17 protein-coding genes, 1 tRNA gene and 1 pseudogene are annotated in these 19,878 nt (G+C 72.3%); 16 read left to right on the forward strand and 3 right to left on the reverse strand.

What is annotated here, in order from left to right; genetic code table 11:
* Window positions 1–55 precede the first annotated feature (55 nt).
* Window positions 56–211 carry a hypothetical protein gene (locus tag HQQ85_RS12660; protein WP_173182811.1) on the forward strand — a complete coding sequence of 52 codons (156 nt, stop codon included), beginning with the start codon at window positions 56–58 and terminating at the stop codon, window positions 209–211.
* A gap of 128 nt (window positions 212–339) precedes the next feature.
* Window positions 340–810: a RidA family protein gene (locus HQQ85_RS12665; RefSeq protein WP_173182812.1), complete on the forward strand. Its 471-nt coding sequence runs from the start codon at window positions 340–342 to the stop codon at window positions 808–810.
* Between the two features lie 18 nt (window positions 811–828).
* Here HQQ85_RS12665 and acs read toward each other — a convergent pair whose 3' ends face one another.
* Window positions 829–2,808, reverse strand: a complete 1,980-nt coding sequence (gene acs / locus HQQ85_RS12670) for an acetate--CoA ligase (RefSeq protein ID WP_173182813.1) — start codon at window positions 2,806–2,808, stop codon at window positions 829–831.
* Between the two features lie 439 nt (window positions 2,809–3,247).
* Here acs and HQQ85_RS12675 point away from each other — a divergent pair, with 439 nt between their 5' ends.
* The 5 genes and pseudogenes from HQQ85_RS12675 to HQQ85_RS12695 form a co-directional block, all read left to right on the forward strand.
* Window positions 3,248–4,312: a TadA family conjugal transfer-associated ATPase gene (locus HQQ85_RS12675; protein ID WP_254069320.1), complete on the forward strand. Its 1,065-nt coding sequence runs from the start codon at window positions 3,248–3,250 to the stop codon at window positions 4,310–4,312.
* Window positions 4,313–4,449: 137 nt separating this feature from the next.
* Window positions 4,450–5,460 carry a type II secretion system F family protein gene (locus HQQ85_RS12680; protein WP_173182815.1) on the forward strand — a complete coding sequence of 337 codons (1,011 nt, stop codon included), beginning with the start codon at window positions 4,450–4,452 and terminating at the stop codon, window positions 5,458–5,460.
* Window positions 5,461–5,720: 260 nt separating this feature from the next.
* Window positions 5,721–5,981: a DUF4244 domain-containing protein gene (locus tag HQQ85_RS12685; RefSeq protein ID WP_254069321.1), complete on the forward strand. Its 261-nt coding sequence runs from the start codon at window positions 5,721–5,723 to the stop codon at window positions 5,979–5,981.
* 49 nt (window positions 5,982–6,030) lie between these two features.
* Entirely contained in the window at window positions 6,031–6,378 is a 348-nt protein-coding gene (locus HQQ85_RS12690; protein ID WP_216851637.1) for a TadE family type IV pilus minor pilin, read from the forward strand.
* A gap of 29 nt (window positions 6,379–6,407) precedes the next feature.
* Window positions 6,408–6,797: pseudogene (locus tag HQQ85_RS12695) on the forward strand (hypothetical protein); the annotation flags it as partial.
* Between the two features lie 90 nt (window positions 6,798–6,887).
* On the opposite strand, the gene HQQ85_RS12700 reads toward HQQ85_RS12695, so the two are convergent.
* Window positions 6,888–7,124 carry a hypothetical protein gene (locus HQQ85_RS12700; RefSeq protein ID WP_173182817.1) on the reverse strand — a complete coding sequence of 79 codons (237 nt, stop codon included), beginning with the start codon at window positions 7,122–7,124 and terminating at the stop codon, window positions 6,888–6,890.
* Window positions 7,125–7,327: 203 nt separating this feature from the next.
* On the opposite strand from HQQ85_RS12700, the gene topA reads away from it, so the two are divergent.
* The 9 genes from topA to HQQ85_RS12745 all read left to right on the forward strand — a co-directional run bounded on the left by topA (window position 7,328) and on the right by HQQ85_RS12745 (window position 18,174).
* Window positions 7,328–10,306: a type I DNA topoisomerase gene (topA, locus tag HQQ85_RS12705; protein WP_173182818.1), complete on the forward strand. Its 2,979-nt coding sequence runs from the start codon at window positions 7,328–7,330 to the stop codon at window positions 10,304–10,306.
* Window positions 10,303–10,920 (forward strand): dTMP kinase, encoded by a 618-nt coding sequence (gene tmk, locus HQQ85_RS12710; RefSeq protein WP_173182819.1) that lies wholly within the window; start codon window positions 10,303–10,305, stop codon window positions 10,918–10,920. The genes topA and tmk overlap by 4 nt, the downstream gene beginning before the upstream one ends.
* Before the next feature lie 102 nt (window positions 10,921–11,022).
* The gene (locus HQQ85_RS12715; protein ID WP_173182820.1) at window positions 11,023–12,267 is read left to right on the forward strand and encodes a DNA polymerase III subunit delta'; all 1,245 of its coding nucleotides are present in this window, start codon (window positions 11,023–11,025) and stop codon (window positions 12,265–12,267) included.
* Window positions 12,264–13,862, forward strand: a complete 1,599-nt coding sequence (locus HQQ85_RS12720; protein WP_173182821.1) for an alpha/beta hydrolase — start codon at window positions 12,264–12,266, stop codon at window positions 13,860–13,862. The genes HQQ85_RS12715 and HQQ85_RS12720 overlap by 4 nt, the downstream gene beginning before the upstream one ends.
* On the forward strand, window positions 13,862–14,575 hold the full coding sequence (locus tag HQQ85_RS12725) for a TetR family transcriptional regulator (protein ID WP_173182822.1): 714 nt from the start codon (window positions 13,862–13,864) through the stop codon (window positions 14,573–14,575). Before HQQ85_RS12720 ends, HQQ85_RS12725 begins: the two co-directional genes overlap by 1 nt.
* A gap of 85 nt (window positions 14,576–14,660) precedes the next feature.
* Window positions 14,661–14,733: transfer RNA gene (locus tag HQQ85_RS12730), tRNA-Thr, on the forward strand.
* 122 nt (window positions 14,734–14,855) lie between these two features.
* The gene (locus HQQ85_RS12735; protein ID WP_254069322.1) at window positions 14,856–15,839 is read left to right on the forward strand and encodes a Gfo/Idh/MocA family protein; all 984 of its coding nucleotides are present in this window, start codon (window positions 14,856–14,858) and stop codon (window positions 15,837–15,839) included.
* 104 nt (window positions 15,840–15,943) lie between these two features.
* Window positions 15,944–17,461 (forward strand): D-alanyl-D-alanine carboxypeptidase/D-alanyl-D-alanine-endopeptidase, encoded by a 1,518-nt coding sequence (locus HQQ85_RS12740; RefSeq protein ID WP_254069323.1) that lies wholly within the window; start codon window positions 15,944–15,946, stop codon window positions 17,459–17,461.
* 119 nt (window positions 17,462–17,580) lie between these two features.
* Window positions 17,581–18,174 carry an isochorismatase family protein gene (locus HQQ85_RS12745; protein ID WP_173182824.1) on the forward strand — a complete coding sequence of 198 codons (594 nt, stop codon included), beginning with the start codon at window positions 17,581–17,583 and terminating at the stop codon, window positions 18,172–18,174.
* Here HQQ85_RS12745 and HQQ85_RS12750 read toward each other — a convergent pair.
* Window positions 18,149–19,810: a PucR family transcriptional regulator gene (locus HQQ85_RS12750; protein ID WP_173182825.1), complete on the reverse strand. Its 1,662-nt coding sequence runs from the start codon at window positions 19,808–19,810 to the stop codon at window positions 18,149–18,151. The genes HQQ85_RS12745 and HQQ85_RS12750 overlap by 26 nt on opposite strands.
* Window positions 19,811–19,878 lie beyond the last annotated feature (68 nt).

A 19,878-nucleotide genomic window follows, 5' to 3' on the forward strand; every position in this document is an offset into this window, starting at 1 on the left:
GACATAGAATCCAGGGTAAGCGACAACCATGAGAAAAGCCGAGAAAGGGGCGCCCGTGCCCGCCTGGGAATACGTGACGACACCTCTGATGATCCACAACACGACCGGCATCCTCAACACCTGGGGCTCCGAAGGATGGGAGCTCGTGCAGATCGTGACCGGGCCCGAAGGGGGCCTGGTGGCGTACCTGAAGCGGCCCGTCCAGGGCTGAGCCCGCTCGGAATCCCGAGCTTCTGAGCCTCGGCCGGCGTCTGCTCCGCCTTCGGGTGGCGGGCGTCGGCCGGCCTCGTCGTGCCGCGTCCTGGGCCTGGTCCGCGCTCCTCCGCTAGCGTGGGTCGCATGTCTCAGACCTCCGCGCGTCTCGCCGAACTCGGCGTCGAACTCCCCACCGTCTCCGCGCCCGCCGGCGCCTACATCCCCGCCACGATCAGCGGCAACCTCGTCTTCACTGCGGGTCAGCTGCCGTTCGTGGGCGGCGCTCTGCCTGCGATCGGCAAGGTCGGCGAGGGCGAGGGGCTCGTGTCGCCCGTCGACGCCAAGGCCTTCGCCGCGACCGCGGCGCTGAACGCGCTGGCCGCCGTCGAGAGCGTGATCGGCTCGCTCGACCGGGTCGTGCGCATCGTCAAGGTGACGGGCTTCGTGGCTTCCGACCCGTCGTTCACCGGGCAGCCGGGCGTCATCAACGGTGCGTCGGAGTTCCTCGCGGACGTGTTCGGCGACGCGGGCATCCACGCCCGTTCGGCCGTCGGCGTCGCCGTGCTGCCGCTCGACTCGCCGGTCGAGGTGGAGCTCATCGCCGAGTTCGCGTAGCCGTCGCTGCGGGCGCTGCTACTTCAGCGTGTTCGAGATGACGCTCATCACCATGGTGTCGGCCAGCGTGGTGGTGTCGCCGATCTCGCGGCCCTCGGCGACGTCGCGCAGCAGCCGGCGCATGATCTTGCCCGAGCGGGTCTTGGGCAGCTCGGTCACGATGTGCACCTCGCGTGGGCGCGCGATGGCGCCGATCTGCTCGGCGACGTGAGCCCGCAGCACCGCTGAGGCGTCGTCGGCCGCCGCGGCATCCGCCTGGCTGGCCCTGGTGATGACGAAGGCGACGACGGCCTGCCCGGTGGTCTCGTCGGCGGCCCCGACGACGGCGGCCTCGGCCACCATCGGGTGCGACACGAGCGCCGACTCGATCTCGGCGGTGCTGAGGCGGTGCCCCGACACGTTCATCACGTCGTCGACCCGGCCGAGCAGCCAGATGTCGCCGTCCTTGTCACGGCGAGCCCCGTCGCCGGCGAAGTAGGTCGTGGGCCCGAACTTCGACCAGTAGGTCTCGACGAAGCGGTCGGGGTCGCCCCAGATGCCCCGCGCCATGCTCGGCCACGGGTGGGTGATCACGAGCAGCCCGCCCTGATCGGCCTCGGTCGAGCGGAACCGGTCGTCGACCACGTCGATCGCGATGCCCGGGATCGGGACCTGCGCGCTGCCGGGCTTCAGGGTGGTGACCCCGGGCAGGGCGCTGATCATGATCGCGCCGGTCTCGGTCTGCCACCAGGTGTCGACCACCGGGGTCGTGCCACCGCCGATGACGTCGCGGTACCAGACCCACGCCTCGGGGTTGATCGGTTCGCCGACGCTGCCGAGGAGCCTGAGGCTCGACAGGTCGAACTCCTGGGGGATCTGCCGCCCGAGCTTCATGAAGGTGCGGATGGCGGTGGGTGCGGCGTAGAGGATCGACACCTTGTACTTCTGGATGATCTCCCACCACCGCCCCGGGTGCGGGGTGTCGGGGGTGCCCTCGTAGATGACCTCGGTGGCGCCGTTGGCGAGCGGCCCGTAGACCACGTACGAGTGCCCCGTGATCCACCCCACGTCTGCTGTCGACCAATACACGTCCTCCTCCGGCTTCAGGTCGAAGACAGCCTTGTGGGTGAACGCGACCTGCGTGAGGTAGCCGCCGGAGGTGTGGAGAATTCCCTTGGGCTTCCCGGTTGTGCCGGAGGTGTAGAGGATGAACAGCGGGTTCTCGGCCGGGAACGCCTTCGCGACGTGCTCGGTGTCGACCTGGGCGATCTCGTCGTGCCACCACAGGTCACGCCCCGCGTGCCAGTCGACGTCACCCTCGGTGCGCTGCACCACGAGCACGTTCCGCACGGTGCTGTCCGCGCCGTCGGCGTTCGGCTCGAGGGCCTTGTCGACCGTCGGCTTCAGCGGGAACGCCTTGCCCTTGCGGTACCCGCCGTCGGCGGTGATGACGAGCACCGCACTGGCGTCGTCGATGCGGGAGCGCAGGCTCTCGGCGCTGAACCCGCCGAACACGACCGAGTGCACGGCGCCGATGCGCGCGACGGCGAGCATCGAGACGACCGCCTCGGGGATGAGGGGGAGGTAGATCGCGACCCGGTCACCCTGCTTCACCCCGAGGGCGGTGAGGAGGTTCGCGGCCTTCTTCACCTCGGTGGTGAGCTCGGCGTAGGTGAAGGAGCGGCTGTCGCCCGGCTCGCCCTCCCAGTGCAGCGCCACCCGGTCGCCGTTGCCGGCGAGGACGTGCCGGTCGAGGCAGTTGTAGGCGACGTTCAGCTCACCGTCGTCGAACCACTTCGCGAACGGCGGCTCGCTCCAGTCGAGCGTGCGCTCGGGCGTGAACGGCTTGTGCCAGTGCAGCAGCTCCCGGGCCTGCCCGGCCCAGAACTCGACCGGATGCCCACCCTGCTGGTACAGCTCACGCGTGCCCACGGCCCCTGCTGCGAACTTCTCGCTCGGCGGGAACCGCCGGGCCTCGTGCATCAGGTTGTCGATGTTGTTCGCGCTGTTCTCAGCCATGTGTCGTGTCGCTCCTTCGCGAAGACCAACCGTTCGTGCCGTCACTCGGGCGGCTGCCGTCTACGACGATAGTCCACCCCTCCGACGCCCGATCAAATCTCCCGCGGGAGGACCCGCGACACGGTCACTGAGAATTCGCTGGAGTGGTTTGTGGAAGTGTTTCGAGTGGGTAAACTCTGTATTACCGAACGTCAAGTTCGGATGCAGCGCACTAGCGATTCCCCCCAATCCAGCGTTGCTGCGGCGGCACCCTTCCCCCCATTGGGTGCCGCCCCTTCTTTTTAACGAACGCCCTGGCCTGTGCCGGGGCGTTCGTCGTTTCCGCCTCCTCGCACATGCGGTGTCGGTCTCCTCCTGCACAGCCGGTTCTTCTCCGTCATCCCCGCACACCTTCACTGTCCCGCGGATGCGCGGCCACCCGCCCTCGTACGGTCACCCCATGACCACCACCACCCTCACCCGGCTCCACCGCTCCGACGAGATCTTCGGCCCGCTCGCCCCGTACCTCGTCGACCCCGCGGTGACCGACCTCTTCGTCAACGGCCACCGTGAACTCTGGGTCGATCGCGGCGGCGGAGCGGAGCGCGACTCGAGCTGGGCCTGCCCAGGTGAGGATGCCCTCCGCGCCTTCGCCGTGCGGCTCGTCGGCCGCGGCGGGCGCCACCTCGACGAGGCCACCCCCTGCGTCGACGTGGAGGTGGAAGGCGTGCGGGTGCACGTCGTCCTGCCGCCCATCGCGACGGGCGGAACCGCGATCTCCGTGCGCGTGCCCGGCACCACCCGCCCCGACCTCGACACCCTGGCCCGCCGCGGCCTCTTCGGCGCCGGCGCCGCCGGTCTCGCGCGCCGCGCCTTCGTCGAGCAGGCCGTCCGCGACCGGGTCAACCTCCTCGTCACGGGCGCCGGCGGCAGCGGAAAGACCACCCTCCTGGCGGCCCTGCTCGCCTCGGCCGATCCCGGTGACCGGCTGGTGGTGATCGAGGACGTCGCCGAGCTGCGGGTCGAGCATCCGCACGTCGTCTCGCTCGAGGCGCGCCAGCCCAACCTCGAGGGCGCCGGCGGCATCGGCCTGGCCGAGCTCGTGCGTCAGGCCCTCCGCATGCGACCCGACCGCCTCGTGCTCGGGGAGTGCCGCGGCGCGGAGATCCGCGAGCTGCTCGCCGCCCTGAACACCGGCCACGACGGCGGCGCCGGCACCCTGCACGCGAACGCCATCGTCGACGTCCCCGCCCGCCTCGAGGCCCTCGGCGCCCTGGCCGGCCTCGACGCCCCCGCCATCGCCCGCCAGACGGTCAGCGCGATCGGCCTCGTCTGCCACCTCCGCCGCACCCCCGCCGGTCGCACCCTCGACGGCTTCGGCCGCTTCGCCCTCACCCCCGCGGGCCACCTCACGATCCTCCCCGTCCCCCTCCCCGGCCCGCCCGCCGCGGACCCCTCTGCTGCGGGCCCGCCCACCTCCCGCCCGTCCACCGCTGGGCCTATTGCCCCCGCCCGAACCACATGACCCCTTCAGCCCATACCCCGAATCGCGACCGTCTTGCCATCCCTCGGCGTGCTCGAACGCGCGCCGCTCAAACCCCACCGGCAGCCGTGCGAGAGGGTCGCGGCCGTGCCGACGGGCGGTCCTCGACTGGCGGTGCCTTGGTTTCACCGCCGCCCATTCGTCGTGGGGGTGATCGCGGTCGCGCACGGTCGCCGGAGGCCGATCGGATCGCGGCCGTCGTCGAGCGTCTGGCGGCGCTGATCGGCGCGGGCGTCGCGCCGGGTCAGGCCTGGCGCTACCTCGCCGAGGTCGATCCGCATCCGCAGGTCGCGGCGGTCGTCAGCCGTCTCGACGGGGGTGCGGACGTGCCCGGTGCCATCTCGGCGGCCGCGTCCGTGACAGGCGTGGCGCATATCGCCTCTCGCGGCTCGGTCAGGGGGAGCCGTACACGGGCGGCCGCCGAGTCGTGGCAGGTGCTCGCCGCGGCCTGGTCGGTCGCGACCGCCGCCGGTGCGCCGCTCGCGCGCTGCCTCGACGACATCGCCGCCACCCTGCGCGGTCTCGCCCAGGCCGAACGCGACACGTCCGCCGCGCTCGCCTCGCCCGTCGCCACGACCCGGCTGGTGCTGGTCCTGCCGGTGATCTCCATCGCCGGTGCCTCCCTCCTCGGCCTGGACACCGTCCCGGTGCTCCTCGGATCCCCGGCCGGCCTCACCTGCCTGGCCGCCGGACTCGCCCTCACCGGCCTCGGAGCCCTCTGGAGCCGCCATCTGGTCCGACGGGCAGCCCCCGCCGACCGCGCTCCAGGGCTCCTCCTCGACCTCACCGCCGTCGCCGTCGCGGGCGGCGGCTCCCTCCCGGCAGCCCGCGCTCTCGCCACCACCACGATCGAACGCCTCGCGCCGGCGGCGCTCTCGCCCGCATCCGGCCAGCTCACCGTCCTCACGGAGGTGCTCGCCCTGGCGGAGCGCTCCGGAGCGCCCCCGGCGCAGCTCCTCCGCTCGGAGGCCCTCCGCCTCCGCCGTGAAGCCGTCGCACTCACCCAGCGCCGCACGGCCGAACTCGGCGTCTGGCTCATGCTCCCCCTCGGAACCTGCGTCCTCCCGTCCTTCCTCCTGCTGGCCGTAGCCCCACTCCTCCTTGCAGCCCTCCCACCCGCCCTCCTCTGAGCCTCTGAGCCCCAGAGCCCCTGCGCCCAGCGACGACGCCGATCCGCACGCGGTGGGGCCATTGCCCCAGGGGGCCATACCACGCTCGCCCGCCTCGGCGAGATGGCCATCCACCCACCACGGCGCAACGCCCACTCGCAGCGGCGAGACGATCACCTACTCACAGCGCCGAGGCCGACAGCCACCGCGCCACGACCATCCACCACTGCAGAACGAAAGGACACACCATGAGAACCACGAGATCTGAGGCCGATTGCGCCTTGTGCGCAGCCATCGACGCGCTCGGTCAGGGAGCGGCCGGAGGCCGGCCGGAGGAGCGGCGGGGCCGTGGGCGGCCGGGGTGGCGGCGGCGGCTGCGGGCGGCGGTGGCCGACGAGTGCGGGGCCGCGACCGCGGAGTACGCGGTCATCCTGCTGGCGGCGGTCGGGTTCGCCGGCCTGCTGCTCGTCATCCTGCGCGGTGACGAGGTGAAGGGCATGTTGACCGATCTGGTGCACCGTGCACTCACCACCGCGGGCTGAACCGTGCAGCAGGCGGAGCCGCAGTCCGAGCAGACACCACCGCAGACGGTTGCGCCAGCTGCTTCAGGACGAGACCGGGTCGGTGACGGCGGAGTTCGCGATAGTGCTGCCGGCCGCGGTCATCGTGCTGATCACCGGGCTGGGGCTGGTGCAGTTGGGCACAGTGCAGGTGCGGCTGACGGATGCGGCCGCCGACGCCGCCCGCCTGATCGGGCGGGGCGAGAGTGCCGACGCCCGGGTGGCGGCTGCCCAGCCCGGGGCGACGATGGCAGTGACCCGCACCGGCCCGCTGGTGTGCGTCACCGTGTCGGCGACGGTGTCGGCGGGCGCCGGTCCGGCGTTCGCGTTCGACGGGACCGGCTGCGCCCTCGACGACGCCCGGGCGCCGGCCCCGTGACAGGGACGGTGAGAGCGGGCACGAGGGAGGTGCTGGTCACGCGGCCGGCGCGGGGAGCATCCGGAAGCTGTCCACTGCGTCTCGTCGGCGAGCTGCCGGCGTGCGCCAGGCGTGAGGACGGCGGAGGGTCGGTCGTCGGCCTGGCGATCCTGGCCGCCCTGGCTGCGGCGGTGGTGGCGTTCGCGCCGTTCGGCGGGGCGCTCGCCGCGCATCAGGTACTGGTCGGTGCTGCGGATGCCGCCGCGCTCGCCGCAGCCGACACGGCGTCGGGACGGGTGAGCGGCGACCCGTGCAGCGCCGCCGCGTCGGTGGCCGCCGCCCTGGCCGTGGAACTGACGGAGTGTGCGGTGGGGGATGGGGGAGTGGCGGAGGTGACGGTCGCCACCACTGTCCTCGCCTTCCCGATCACCGCGACAGCACGGGCCGGTCCGCCGCCCCGAGTAGACGCACGAGCGAGAGCGAGAGCGCAAGCCCGAGCCGTGCACGGGGGCGGCGAGCCCGGGCGCGACTCAGGAGGAGACGACCGCCTCCACGTACCGGTAGTCGACCGCGCTCGGCCGCTCCGAGTCGGCGTACTCGAGACCGGAGGCCCGGCGGTACAGGTAGGTCTTGCTGCGGGTGGCTGCGGGGATGCTCAGCCGCGCGTGCGGCTCACCCGCATCCGTGAAGTCGGTGCGGATGGTCTTGCCCTCCAGCGGTCCGTCGGTGAACTTGGCGGTGTAACTGCCTTTGTCGACAGGCGACATGATGCGATGCCCTTTCCTCATTGAAGTGGTCGAGAACCATTGTCCACCCCGCGCGGGCCCGCGCAACGCCCGTCGAACATCCGCTCAGGAGGGAATCAGCGCGCACCCACCGACGTTTCCGCAACGGCGACCGCACGATTAGGCACCTCCCGGTTCCGGGTGTGTATGGTGTGCCTGACAGATCGCATATATAAGGAGAAACCGTGCCCAGCCCGAGAAAGCTCGTCATCGTCGAGTCCCCGACGAAGGTGAAGTCGATCGCCCAGTACCTCGGCGACGGCTTCGATGTGCTTGCCTCGGTCGGTCACATCCGCGACCTGGTCGAACCGAAGAACCTGCCGCCGGAGCTGAAGAAAGGCTCGCTCGGCAAGTTCTCCGTCGACGTCGAGAACGGCTTCGAGCCCTACTACGTCGTCTCCGATGCCAAGAAGAAGACCGTCGCCGAGCTGAAGAAGGCACTCGCCTCCGCCGACGAGCTCTACCTCGCAACTGATGAAGACCGCGAGGGCGAGGCCATCGCCTGGCACCTGCTGCAGGTGCTGAAGCCCAAGGTGCCGGTCAAGCGCATGGTCTTCCACGAGATCACCCGAGAGGCCATCGAGGCCGCCCGCGACAACACCCGCCAGATCGACGACGCGCTCGTCGACGCGCAGGAGACCCGCCGCATCCTCGACCGTCTCTACGGCTACGAGGTCAGCCCCGTGCTCTGGCGCAAGGTCGGCCCCGGCCTGTCCGCCGGGCGCGTGCAGTCCGCCGCCACCCGCCTGGTCGTCGACCGCGAGCGCGAGCGCCTCGCTTTCACGAGCGCCAATTACTGGGACCTGACGGCCACCCTCGCCCCCGGCGAGACCGCGAAGAGCGCGCCCGAGAAAGACGCCTTCGACGCCCGCCTGGTGCGGCTGAACGGCGACCGCGTCGCTTCCGGCCGCGACTACGACGAGTCCGGCACGCTCAAGGGCAAGGCCGTGCCGCTCGGCGAGGCCGCGGCCACCGCGCTCAAGGACGCGCTCCAGGCCGAGGGCGTCGACATCCGTGTCAGCGCGCTCGAGAGCAAGCCGTACACCCGCCGCCCCGCGGCCCCGTTCACCACCTCGACCCTGCAGCAGGAGGCGGCGCGCAAGCTCCGCTTCTCGGCCCGGCAGACCATGAGCGTCGCGCAGTCGCTCTACGAGAACGGCTACATCACCTATATGCGCACCGACTCGCCCTCGCTCTCGCAGCAGGCGATCAACGCGGCGCGCAACCAGGCCACCAAGCTCTACGGCGCCGACACCATTCCCGACAAGCCGCGCCTGTACAGCGGCAAGGGCAAGAACGCGCAGGAGGCCCACGAGGCCATCCGCCCCGCAGGCGAGGTCTTCAAGACCCCGTCCGAGCTCTCGGGCACGCTGCGCGGCAACGACTTCCGCCTGTACGAGCTGATCTGGAAGCGCACGGTCGCCTCGCAGATGGCCGACGCCAAGGGCTCCACGGCCTCCGTCACTATCACGGCCGGCCCCGTCGAGGTCGCCGAGCTGGGCGGCACCACGACCGCCGAGTTCTCCGCCTCCGGAACGGTCATCACCTTCCGCGGCTTCCTGCACGCCTACGAGGAGAGCCGCGACGAGGAGCGCAACGCCACCGCCGAGCCCACCGAGGCGAAGCTCCCCGTGCTGAAGGAGGGGCAGGCGCTTGCCGCCGTCGCCCTCGACGCCGCCGGCCACGACACCACGCCGCCGCCGCGCTACACCGAGGCCAGCCTCGTCAAGGCGCTCGACGAGCTCGGCATCGGGCGGCCCTCGACCTACGCGTCGATCATCTCGACCATCGTCGACCGCGGCTACGTCACGCCCCGCGGCCAGGCCCTCGTTCCGAGTTGGACGGCCTTCTCGGTCGTGCGCCTGCTCGAGGACTTCTTCGCCGAGCTGGTCAACTACGACTTCACCGCCGCGCTCGAGGCCGACCTCGACAAGATCGCCGACGGCGAGGAGGACCGCGTCGACTGGCTGAAGAGCTTCTACTTCGGCAGCGAGGGCCACCCCGGCCTCCGCAGCGTCATCGACAACCTCGGCGAGATCGACGCCCGCGCGGTGAACTCGGTGACCATCACCGACGACATCACGCTGCGCATCGGCAAGTACGGCCCCTACCTCGAGGTGCTCGACCCCTCGGGCGACGTCGAGGCGCCGCCCCGCCGGGTCAACCTGCCGCCCGAGCTCGCGCCCGACGAGCTCACGCCCGAGAAGGCCCGCGAGCTGGTCGACGCCCCCGTGGTGACCGACCGCGTCATCGGCATCAACCCCGAGAACGGCAAGCAGGTCGTCGCGAAAGACGGCCGCTTCGGCCCCTACGTGACCGAGCTCGACCCCGAGCCGGCTCCGGATGCGGTGGCCGCGTCGACGACGGATGCTCCCGCCACCGCCTCCCCGGCCGCCAAGGCACCGGCGAAGAAGGCTCCGGCCAAGAAGGCCGCCGCCGCCAAGCCGCGCACCGCCTCGCTGTTCAAGTCGATGGATCTCGCGACCATCGACCTCGACACCGCACTGCGCCTGCTCGACCTGCCCCGCACGGTCGGCGACGACCCCGAGTCGGGTGAGCCGATCACCGCGCAGGGCGGCAAGTTCGGGCCCTACCTGAAGAAGGGCACCGACACCCGCTCGCTCGAGAGCGAAGACCTGATCTTCGAGATCGACCTGCCGGGTGCGCTCGAGCTCTTCGCCCAACCGAAGTACGGAGCCCGCCGGGCCTCGTCGGCGCTGAAGGAGTTCGACGCCGACCCCGAGAGCGGCAAGCCGATCCGCGTGAAGGACGGCCGGTTCGGTCCGTACGTCACCGACGGCACGACCAACGCCACCATCCCGCGCGGCGAGACCGTCGAGGAGATCGACTTCGAGCGCGCGGTGCAGCTGCTCGCCGACAAGCGTGCCAAGGGCCCAGCCGCACCGCGGAGCAAGGCGGCGGCTGCCAAGAAGCCGGCCGCGAAGAAGCCCGCGGCCAAGAAGGCACCGGCCAAGACGACGGCCGCCAAGTCGACCGCCGCCAAGACGACGACTGCCAAGGCCACGACCGCGAAGACCACGGCGGCCAAGACCACGGCAGCGAAGACGACGGCGGCCAAGACCACGGCAGCGAAGACGACGGCGGCCAAGACCACGGCAGCGAAAGCGAAGGCCGCCGCCGGCACGGGCTCCTCGGCGCCGTGAGCGGCGTCTTCATCACCCTCGAGGGCGGTGACGGCGCGGGCAAGACCACGCAGTCGACCCTCCTCGAGGAGTGGCTGACCGCCCAGGGCCGCACGGTCGTGCGCACCCGCGAGCCCGGCGGCACCGACTTCGGCACCGAGGTGCGCGAGATCGTGCTGCACAGCCGCGGCTTCATCACGCCGCGCGCCGAGGCCCTGCTCTACGCCGCCGACCGGGCGCAGCACATCGCCACGAAGGTGCGCCCGGCGCTCGAGCGCGGTGAGGTCGTGGTTCAGGACCGCTACCTCGACTCCTCCGTCGCCTACCAGGGGGCCGGCCGGGTGCTCGACGCGGAGGAGATCCGCGATCTGTCGCTCTGGGCGGTCGAAGACCTCCTGCCCGACCTCACGATCCTGCTCGACCTCGACGAGACGGCCGCCCGCGCCCGCCTCGACAGCGCCGACAAGCCGTTCGACCGCCTCGAGGCCGAGAAGGGCGAGTTCCACGCGCGCGTGCGGGCCGCCTTCCTCGCCCTGGCCGAGCGCGAGCCCGCCCGCTTCCTCGTCGTCGACGCGTCGGCCGACCCGGAGACGATCGCGGCGAGCATCCGCACCCGCGTCGCGCCCCTGCTCTGACCCCAACTCACACGACAGCCTCGGTCACCGGCACGCTGCCCGAGCGCAACGGCCGCGACCGCCGAGCGGCGCACTGTCAGGGGCGGCCGATAGATTGGACCCATGACCGTCTGGAGCGACCTCACCGGCCAGTCGGCCGCCATCGAGGTGTTCCGCGCGGCCGCTGAGAGCTCCCTGCGCCCGCGCACCCAACCCCAGGGCGAGCAGCACAAGCAGGGCGAGCAGGCCATGGATGCTCGGGGCCCCGCCGACTCCATGACGCACTCCTGGCTCATCACCGGCCCGCCCGGCTCGGGCCGCTCGAACCTCGCCTACGCCTTCGCCTCGGCGCTGCTCTGCCGCTTCGGCGGCTGCGGAGTCTGCCCCGACTGCACCCAGGTCGCCGCCCGCACCCACCCCGACCTGGCCGTGCTCGCCACCGAGCGCGTCATCATCTCGATCGACGAGGTGCGCAAGCTCGTCTCGTCGTCGCAGTTCTCGCCCTCGGTCGCCCGCTACCGGGTCGTCGTCATCGAAGACGCCGACCGCATGCAGGAGCGCACCTCGAACGTGCTGCTGAAGGCGCTGGAGGAGCCGCCCGAGCGCACGGTGTGGATCCTGTGCGCCCCGAGCGAGGCCGACCTGCTGCCCACGATCCGCTCCCGCGTGCGCTCGGTCCGCCTGCGCGTGCCGAGCACCGACGACGTGGCGAGCCTGCTGCAGCGCCGCGACGGCGTCGACGCCGCCACCGCCGAGCGGGCCGCCCGCGAGTCGCAGAGCCACATCGGCATGGCCCACCGCCTGGCCACCAACGACGACGCGCGGGCCCGCCGGGTCGAGACCCTCGACCTGGCCCTCGGCATCCGCTCGGTCGGCGACGCCGTGCGCGGGGCCGCCCGTCTGCTCGAGATCGCCGGTGCCGACGCGCAGGCCATCACCGAGGAGCGCGACGCCGAGGAGCGTGCGAGCGCCCTGCGCTCGCTCGGCGTCGAGCCCGGTCAGGCCGTGCCGCTCGCCCTGCGCGGTCAGATGAAGGCCCTCGAAGACGACCAGAAGCGGCGTGCGACGCGAAGCCTCCGCGACGGCATCGACCGCATCCTCACCGACCTCCTGTCGCTCTACCGCGACATCGTGCTCGTGCAGCTCGGCGCACCCGAGAGCGTCGAGCTCGTGAACGAGGCCATCGCCGATCGCGTGCGCGAGGTCGCCGCCGGTGTCGAGCCCACCCAGACCCTCGCGGCGATGGACGCCATCGCCGACGCACGCCGTCGCATCGCCGCGAACGTCGCTCCCGCCCTCTCCCTCGAGGCCATGCTCATCACGCTGGCCGAGGCCGGCCGCACCGCCGCACGAAAGGTCTCCCCGTGAGTCGTCCCCGCCCCGCCCGCCGAGCGTCCCGGCGCGTCACCGCGTTCGTGGCCGTCGCCACGGCCGCCGTCCTCGCCCTCTCGGGCTGCGCGACCTGGTTCACCGGCGACTACGCGAACGGCGGCACCGGCGCCGGCGCAGGCGGCGGCACAGGCGGCACCAGCACCTCGACGCCGACCGCCGAGGACGTGCCCGCCGAACTCCAGCCCTTCTACGGCCAGATCCTCGAGTGGGAGTCCTGCAGCGGCTCGTTCCAGTGCGCCACGGCGAAGGCCCCGCTCGACTGGTCGAACCCCGGGGGAGACACGGTCGACCTCGCGCTGATCAAGAAGCCGACGTCCGGCACCAAGCAGGGCAGCCTGTTCGTGAACCCCGGCGGCCCGGGTGGCTCGGCCTACGACTTCGTCGAGCAGTCGGCCGACTACGCGGCGCACCCCACGCTGCAGAGCGCCTACGACCTGATCGGCTACGACCCGCGCGGCACCGGCCACTCCGACGCCGTGAAGTGCCTCACCGACGAGGAGCGCGACGCGTACCTGTACGACCTCATCCCGGGTGAGCGCGGCTCCGACGAGTGGCTCGCGGCCTACACCGCCGCGGCGAAGGACTTCGCCGACAAGTGCGCCGAGAACACCGGCCCGCTGCTGGAGTTCATCGACACCGACAGCACCACCCGCGACCTCGACATGCTGCGCGCGGTCGTCGGCGACCCGAAGCTGAACTACCTCGGCTACTCCTACGGCACCTTCCTCGGCGCCGAGTACGCCGAGAACTTCCCCTCCAAGGTGGGGCGCATGGTGCTCGACGGCGCCGAAGACCCGTCCTCGAGCGGCTTCGACATCAGCATCTCGCAGGCGGCCGGCTTCGAGCAGGCCCTGAAGAACTACCTCACCGACTGCGCCGGGCGAAGCGACTGCTGGTTCCAGGGGTCGGCCGATCAGGCGCTGACGGGCATCCAGAAGCTGCTCGCGAAGGTCGACCAGAGCCCGATCCGGGCGAGCGACGGCCGCGAGCTGGGTGCCTCGAACCTCCTCACCGCGGTCTTCTACCCGCTCTACAACCAGGAGAACTGGTCCTACCTCGACACGCTCTTCCAGACGGTCGGCGACGGCCAGGCCGACTTCGCCTTCCAGCTCGCCGACGCCTACAACAGCCGCAACGCCGACGGCACCTACGCCGACAATCTGATCGAGTCGTTCAACGCCATCAGCTGCGCCGACTACCCGGCCACCACCGACCCGGCCGTCATCGCCGAGCAGAACGAGAAGATCGTCGAGGCCTCCCCGACGGTCGGCCCGTACTGGACCTACAGCGACATCTCCTGCTCGCAGTGGCCCTACCCGAGCCGCCGCGTCCCGGCGCCGGTCACCGCGGCGGGCTCCGGCCCGATCCTCGTGGTCGGCACCACGGGCGACCCGGCGACGCCGTACAAGTGGGCCGAGGCGCTGGCCGGCCAGCTCGAGAACGGCCACCTGGTCACCTTCCAGGGCGAGGGCCACACGGCCTACAACTCCTCGACCTGTGTGGCGGATGCGGTGGACGCCTACTTCCTCGAGGGCACCGTTCCGGCCACCGACCCCGACTGCACGAACTGATGCACTCCGACTCAGCCACCGACGTGGTGCCCGGCACCGGTGCCGGGCCATCACGCGGTGCCGCCGCCGCCGATGCCGACCTCGGCCTCCGGGAGCGAAAGCGCCGCGCCACGCGCCGCAGCATCCAGGTTGCGGCCCTCCGGCTGATCGCCGACAGCGGCCTCGACCAGGTGACCGTCGACGACATCAGCCGCGAGGCCGGCGTCTCGCCCCGCACCTTCTTCAACTACTTCCCGTCGAAGGAGGCCTCGCTCACCGGCGACCTCCCCATCCTGCTCAGCGACGAGGTGGCGGCCCGCTTCGAAGACGCGGGGCCGGGCGGCGATCCGCTGCGCGACCTCGTCGACATCATGGCCGAGCAGGCCGCGAGCGACGGCACGCTCGACCCCGAGCTGCATCAACTGCGGCGATCGGTCATCCACGAGTATCCGCAGATCTCGGCGATGCGCATGGACCGCATCCGCTCGTTCGAGCTCGAGATCGCCGACTCGGTCACCCGTCGACTGCAGGCGGATGCGCGCAAGCGCGGCCTCGACGACGACGACCCCGAGCTTCCCGAGCGAGGGCGGCTCACCGGTGTCGTCATGCTCTCCCTGGCCCGCGCCGCCTGGGTGGCGTGGCTCGAGCACCCCGACGATGTCTCGCTGCCCGACCAGCTGCAGCGCAGCTACGGCCAGCTGCGCTCGGTCGTGGGCGGGGCATCCGGCGACTGACCGGCCGGCGCGGCCGACCTGCACGCGAGCCCTCCCGGGATCGGCTATGCTTTGTTGCTGTGCCGCGCGCGAAAGCCGCGGCCAGGCCGCCTTAGCTCAGTCGGCAGAGCGATTCACTCGTAATGAATAGGTCCCGGGTTCGATTCCCGGAGGCGGCCCTCGCACCACCCTCGACTGCTGAAGCCCGAAAGCCCAGAGCGCAGAAGGCGAAAGCTCAGAAGCCCGGACATCCGGGCTTCTGCTCGTTGCGGGGCGGGCGGGCTCGATGAAGGAGACGACGATGTCGAAGACGGTTCGCTGGGGCATCCTGGGCACGGGCGGCATCGCCCGCGCGTTCGCCACCGATCTGAACGCCGTGGGCCTCACCATCGCGGCCGTCGGCTCGCGCAGCCAGGAGTCAGCCGACCGCTTCGCGGCGGAGTTCGGCATCCCGACGGCGTACCCGAGCTACGAGGCGCTCGTCGCCGATCCCGACATCGACGTGATCTACATCGCGACGCCCCACACCTTCCACGCCGAAAACGCGCTGCTCGCGATCGGCGCGGGCAAGAACGTGCTGGTCGAGAAGGCGTTCACGATCAACGCCGCCCAGGCGAGGCAGATCCAGCAGGCCGCCGAGACCGCCGGCGTCGCCGTGCTCGAGGCGATGTGGACGCGGTTCCTCCCGCACATGGTGCGCCTGCGCGAGATCATCGCCGCCGGCACCCTCGGCGAGGTGCGCACGGTGCTGGCCGACCACGGACAGCGCCTGCCGTCCGACCCGTCGCACCGCATCAACGACCCGGCGCTCGGCGGCGGAGCGCTGCTCGACCTCGCGATCTACCCCGTGTCGTTCGCGATCGACCTGCTCGGCCTGCCGACCCGCATCCTGGCGAGCGCCACGCTCGGCGACACGGGCGTCGACCAGCAGACCGCGCTGATCTTCGAGCACGAGGGCGGCCGCCAGTCGGTCTCGCACAGCGCCATCGACACCGCCGGGCCCGTGCGCGCCTCCGTCATCGGCACCGAGGCCCGCGTCGACATCGACCGCACCTGGTACGCGCCGACCTCCTTCACCGTCACGAACTCCGAGGGCGAGGTGCTCGAGCGCTTCGAGCAGCCCGTCGCCTCGCGCGGCATGGAGTACCAGGCCCTCGAATTCGAGCGGATGCTCACGGCCGGCGAGCGCGAGAGCCCCCTCCTGCCCGTGGCCGAGTCGGTGGCCATCATGGCCGTGCTCGACGAGGTGCGGGCGCAGATCGGCCTGCACTACCCGGGCGAGTAGATCGCCGGCGGCCCTCTCCGCCGCGTCGATCGACCCGACGAGTGCGCTCGCAGCGGCGTCCATCGACCCGACGGGTGCCACCCTTCCGGGGGTAGCATGACCAGATGGCCGAGCCCGACGACCCGATGACGCGCCGCGCGGCGCCGGTTGGCGCGCACCGCCCCGTGCCGCTGCCGGCGCATCGCGCCGCGCCCGGCACGCGGCCGGCGGGGCTGCGAAGCCACCCGCGCGCCTGGGGCTCCGCCGCGGCCGTCGCCGCCATCGTGCTGCTCGGCGGCGCGGCGTTCGGCGCCGGAGCAGCCGTGGGATCAGCGGGCGGAGCAGCCCCGGCCGACGCGATCGCGGCGCCTACGGCATCCGTCACCGAAACCCCCACGAGCACCCCGACCCCCACCGCGGCCCCGCGCCCCACCCCGCAGGCCGTCGCGGCCCCCGCCCCGGTGCGCACCTGCTCGGTCGCCGGCCTCGACACCGACCCGCGACTCGGCACGATGCTCGCCGCCGTGCGCAACGCCGCCACGGGCGAGCTGCTCTTCGACCGCGCCGCCACCACCCCCGCCCGCACGGCCAGCGTGATGAAGGTTCTCTCCAGCGCCGCCGCCCTCGCCGTGCTCGGCCCCGACCACCGGGTGCCCACCACGGTCGTGCGCGGATCCGAGCCCGGCCAGGTCGTGCTCGTCGGCGGCGGCGACATCACGCTCGCCAGCCAGGGCGAGAACATCTACCCCGGTGCCGCGAGCCTGCCCGACCTCGCCGCGCAGACGCAGGCCGCGTGGGACGCCGACCCCGCCACCGCCGGCACCCCGATCACGAGCATCGTGCTCGACGCCAGCGTCTTCAGCGGCGACCGCTGGCAGCCGAGCTGGAACCGCAAGGAGCTCTACGACGGCTACTCCTCCGAGGTGACCGGCCTGCAGGTCGACGGCGACCGCGCCGAGCCCTCGGCGAACGTCTCGACCCGCAGCGAGAACGCGGTGCAGAGCGCCGGGCAGGCCTTCGCGATCGCCCTCGGGGCGACGGATGCGCAGCTGACCGAAGGCGTCGCCCCCGCCGGTGCGGCGCAGCTCGGGCAGGTGCTCTCGGCACCGGTCGCGACGATGGTGCCCGACGCCCTGCTGCGCTCGGACAACACCGAGGCCGAGATGCTCGCCCGCCTCGTCGCGGTCGAGCTGGGCGTCGGCAACGACTTCGCTGCGCTCGACACCGCCGTTCCCCAGGCCCTCGCCACCTACGGGCTCGACACCTCCGCGCTCACCATCGTCGACGGCTCGGGGCTGAGCGACGACAACGGGGTGCCGCCGCAGTTCCTCACCGAGCTGTTCGTCAAGATCCAGAACCGGGAGGGCAACCTCGGCGTGCTGCGCGACGGCCTGCCCATCGGCGGGGTCAGCGGCACGCTCGCCGGCCGCTACGGCGACTCCCCGGCCGCCGGTCACGTGATCGCCAAGACCGGCTGGATCGACACCGGCTACACCCTCTCCGGCATCGTCGAGGCGGCCGACGGCACCGTGCTGACGTTCGCCGTCTTCGCGCTCGACGACGTCGGCGACAGCGCCAAGGCCGCCATCGACGCACTCGTCACCGGCTTCTACGAGTGCGGGAACGGGCTCGCGAACGGGTGAGCCGCGCGTGAAGGCCGGGGTCGGCGGGCGGATGCTCGAGCGGCACCGACCCGCGACCGCGCCGCCGCGCATCCGCCCCTAAAATAGCCGTGACACCGACGCTCAGGAGGCGACCGACGATGGCCAAGGCGCTGTTCATCATCGACGTGCAGAACGACTTCATCGAGGGCGGTGCGCTCGCGGTCGAGGGCGGCACAGCTGTGGCGGAGGGCATCTCGCGGATGCTCGCACGGAACCCCGACGCCTACGAGTTCGTCATCGCCTCGCGCGACTGGCACGACCCCGACAACGACAACGGCGGCCACTTCGCCACCGGCGCCGAGCCCGACTTCGTCAGCACCTGGCCCGTGCACTGCGTCGCCGGAACCCACGGCGCCGAGTACCACGACGAGCTCACCACCCGCGCGATCGACCACCACGTGCGGAAGGGCATGGGCGAGCCGGCCTACTCGATCTACGAGGGCACGACCGAGGAGGGCGGCACGGTGCACGAGCTGCTCGACAAGAACGGTGTCACCGAGATCGACATCGCGGGCCTCGCGACCGACTACTGCGTGCGCGCCTCGGCGCTAGACGCGATCGAGCACGGGCGCAAGGTGCGCATCATCACCGACCTCGTGGCGGGGGTCTCGCCCGAGGCCTCGCGGGCGGCCATCGCCGAGCTGGCGCACGCGGGCGCCGACCTCATCACCTCGGCCCACGTCGCGAAGTAACGGGGCGGATGCGCGGCGGCACCGTCGCGGACGAGGCGCCTGAGGCGGCGAGCAGTGCCCAGAGCTCGGCGCGGGCGGGGAAGGTGTCGAGCGCGAGGCCGAGGGCGGCGCCCAGGGTCTCGATGCGCAGGCGCAGGCTGTGGCGGTGCAGGCCGAGCTCGCGGGCGGCCGGGTCCCAGTGGCCGTTGTGCCGCAGCCAGACGTCGGCGGCGTGGAGCTGCTCGCGGCCCTCGGCGGTGCGGCGGAGCGGTGCGAGGCGCGCTCGTGCGAGCTCGCGGGCCGTCGCGGTGCCCGGAGCCGACCCCGCCCCGAGGAGCCCGAGCAGGCCGTCACCCGTGAGCTCGTCGAACCCGGTCGAACGGCCCGGCTCGGCGCGGTCCAGGGCTCGGAGGGCCTGGGCGACGAGGGCGTCGAGCTCGTCCCAGCCGCCGGGTGCCGAGGCGCCGGCGGGCGCGAGGGCCTCGTCGAGCATCCGGCGCTCGGTCACCGCCGCCTCGGCGTCGACCAGGAGGATCAGATGCGTGCCGCGCGCCACCGCGAAGCGCGCGCCGGCCGGGGAGCTGCGGCGCTCGAGGCGGTCGCGGAACGCCGGCGTCAGGGAGGTGAGCGGCACCGCGACGACAGTCAGCGGCTCGGACGGCAGCTCGATCCGCAGCACCTCGGCCGCCCGGCGCACGGCGTCGACCCGTCCTTCGCGCAGGAGCTCGAACAGCTGCTGGAGGATCGAGCGGTGCCCCGCCCGTAGATCGTCGGCGTGCTCGAGCGCGAGCTCGGCCAGCGCGGCGAGGGTGCTGACCACCGACTCGGCGGGCGCGTCGAGCGGTTCGCCCCGGGCCACGGCGACCGCTCCGGGGTGCCGCCCCGATGCCCCCAGGGTCTGAACGAGCAGCGTCCCACCCCCGAGCGGCTCCCGGATGCGCGCCCGGCGCCCCCGCGCGAGCACCTCCGCGGCGACCTCCGCCGCCGACCGCTTCGCGTCCCGCCCGCCGTCCTGAGCGGCGTCCCGCCTGCCGGCTCCACCGGCGAGCTCGCGGGGTGTGCGGCCGGCGTGCTCGAGCACGCCCGCGTCGGCGTCGAAGACCCAGATCTCAGCCGCGAGGGCCTCGGCCGCCGCCGCGACCGCCGCACTCAAGCCGCCGCGGCCCACCGCGCGGGTCAAGGCGTCCTGCGCCGCGAGCGCCCACTCCACGCGCTCGCGGGCGGCCGCCGCCTCGCGGTCGGCGATCGCCCGGGCGACGGCGATGAACGGCGTGCGGTACGGGATCTCCACCAGCGGCAGCCCCGATGCCGTGCACGCGGCGACGAGCTCGGGCGGGGTGCCGGCCCGCACCACCTCGGTGCCGAACCCCAGCGCGACCACGCCCGCCGCGACCAGCCGGTCGACGTACGAGCGGTAGTCCGCCGCGTCGTAGCCGTCGAACTGCCGCCCCGTCGTCAGCAGCAGGTGCCCGGGCGAGAGGAACGGCGTGGGGTCGTCGAGATCCGACCCGTGGGCCCACTCGACCGCGCGCGCCGCCCAGCTGTCGCCGGTCGCCATCGCGGCCGCGTCGACCGTCCGAGGCGATCCGTGGGCAGGAACGAGCAGCGTCAGCCCCAGCTCCGGCAGCGCCACGATCTCGTCGAGGAAGGTCGCCATGCCGTCAGTGTAGCCGCCACTCCGGCAGGCCCAGGTCGTAACGATGCCAGAACGGCAGCCGCGCATCC

Source organism: Herbiconiux sp. VKM Ac-2851, assembly GCF_013205105.1.
GTDB lineage: Bacteria > Actinomycetota > Actinomycetes > Actinomycetales > Microbacteriaceae > Herbiconiux > Herbiconiux flava.

Bases quoted from the DNA above. Each gene is read 5' to 3' on its own strand.
- HQQ85_RS12665 (WP_173182812.1), top strand. From the start codon at position 340: ATGTCTCAGACCTCCGCGCGTCTCGCCGAACTCGGCGTCGAACTCCCC.
- acs (WP_173182813.1), bottom strand. From the start codon at position 2,808: ATGGCTGAGAACAGCGCGAACAACATCGACAACCTGATGCACGAGGCC.
- HQQ85_RS12675 (WP_254069320.1), top strand. From the start codon at position 3,248: ATGACCACCACCACCCTCACCCGGCTCCACCGCTCCGACGAGATCTTC.
- HQQ85_RS12700 (WP_173182817.1), bottom strand. From the start codon at position 7,124: ATGTCGCCTGTCGACAAAGGCAGTTACACCGCCAAGTTCACCGACGGA.
- HQQ85_RS12715 (WP_173182820.1), top strand. From the start codon at position 11,023: ATGACCGTCTGGAGCGACCTCACCGGCCAGTCGGCCGCCATCGAGGTG.
- HQQ85_RS12725 (WP_173182822.1), top strand. From the start codon at position 13,862: ATGCACTCCGACTCAGCCACCGACGTGGTGCCCGGCACCGGTGCCGGG.
- HQQ85_RS12735 (WP_254069322.1), top strand. From the start codon at position 14,856: ATGTCGAAGACGGTTCGCTGGGGCATCCTGGGCACGGGCGGCATCGCC.
- HQQ85_RS12740 (WP_254069323.1), top strand. From the start codon at position 15,944: ATGGCCGAGCCCGACGACCCGATGACGCGCCGCGCGGCGCCGGTTGGC.
- HQQ85_RS12745 (WP_173182824.1), top strand. From the start codon at position 17,581: ATGGCCAAGGCGCTGTTCATCATCGACGTGCAGAACGACTTCATCGAG.
- HQQ85_RS12750 (WP_173182825.1), bottom strand. From the start codon at position 19,810: ATGGCGACCTTCCTCGACGAGATCGTGGCGCTGCCGGAGCTGGGGCTG.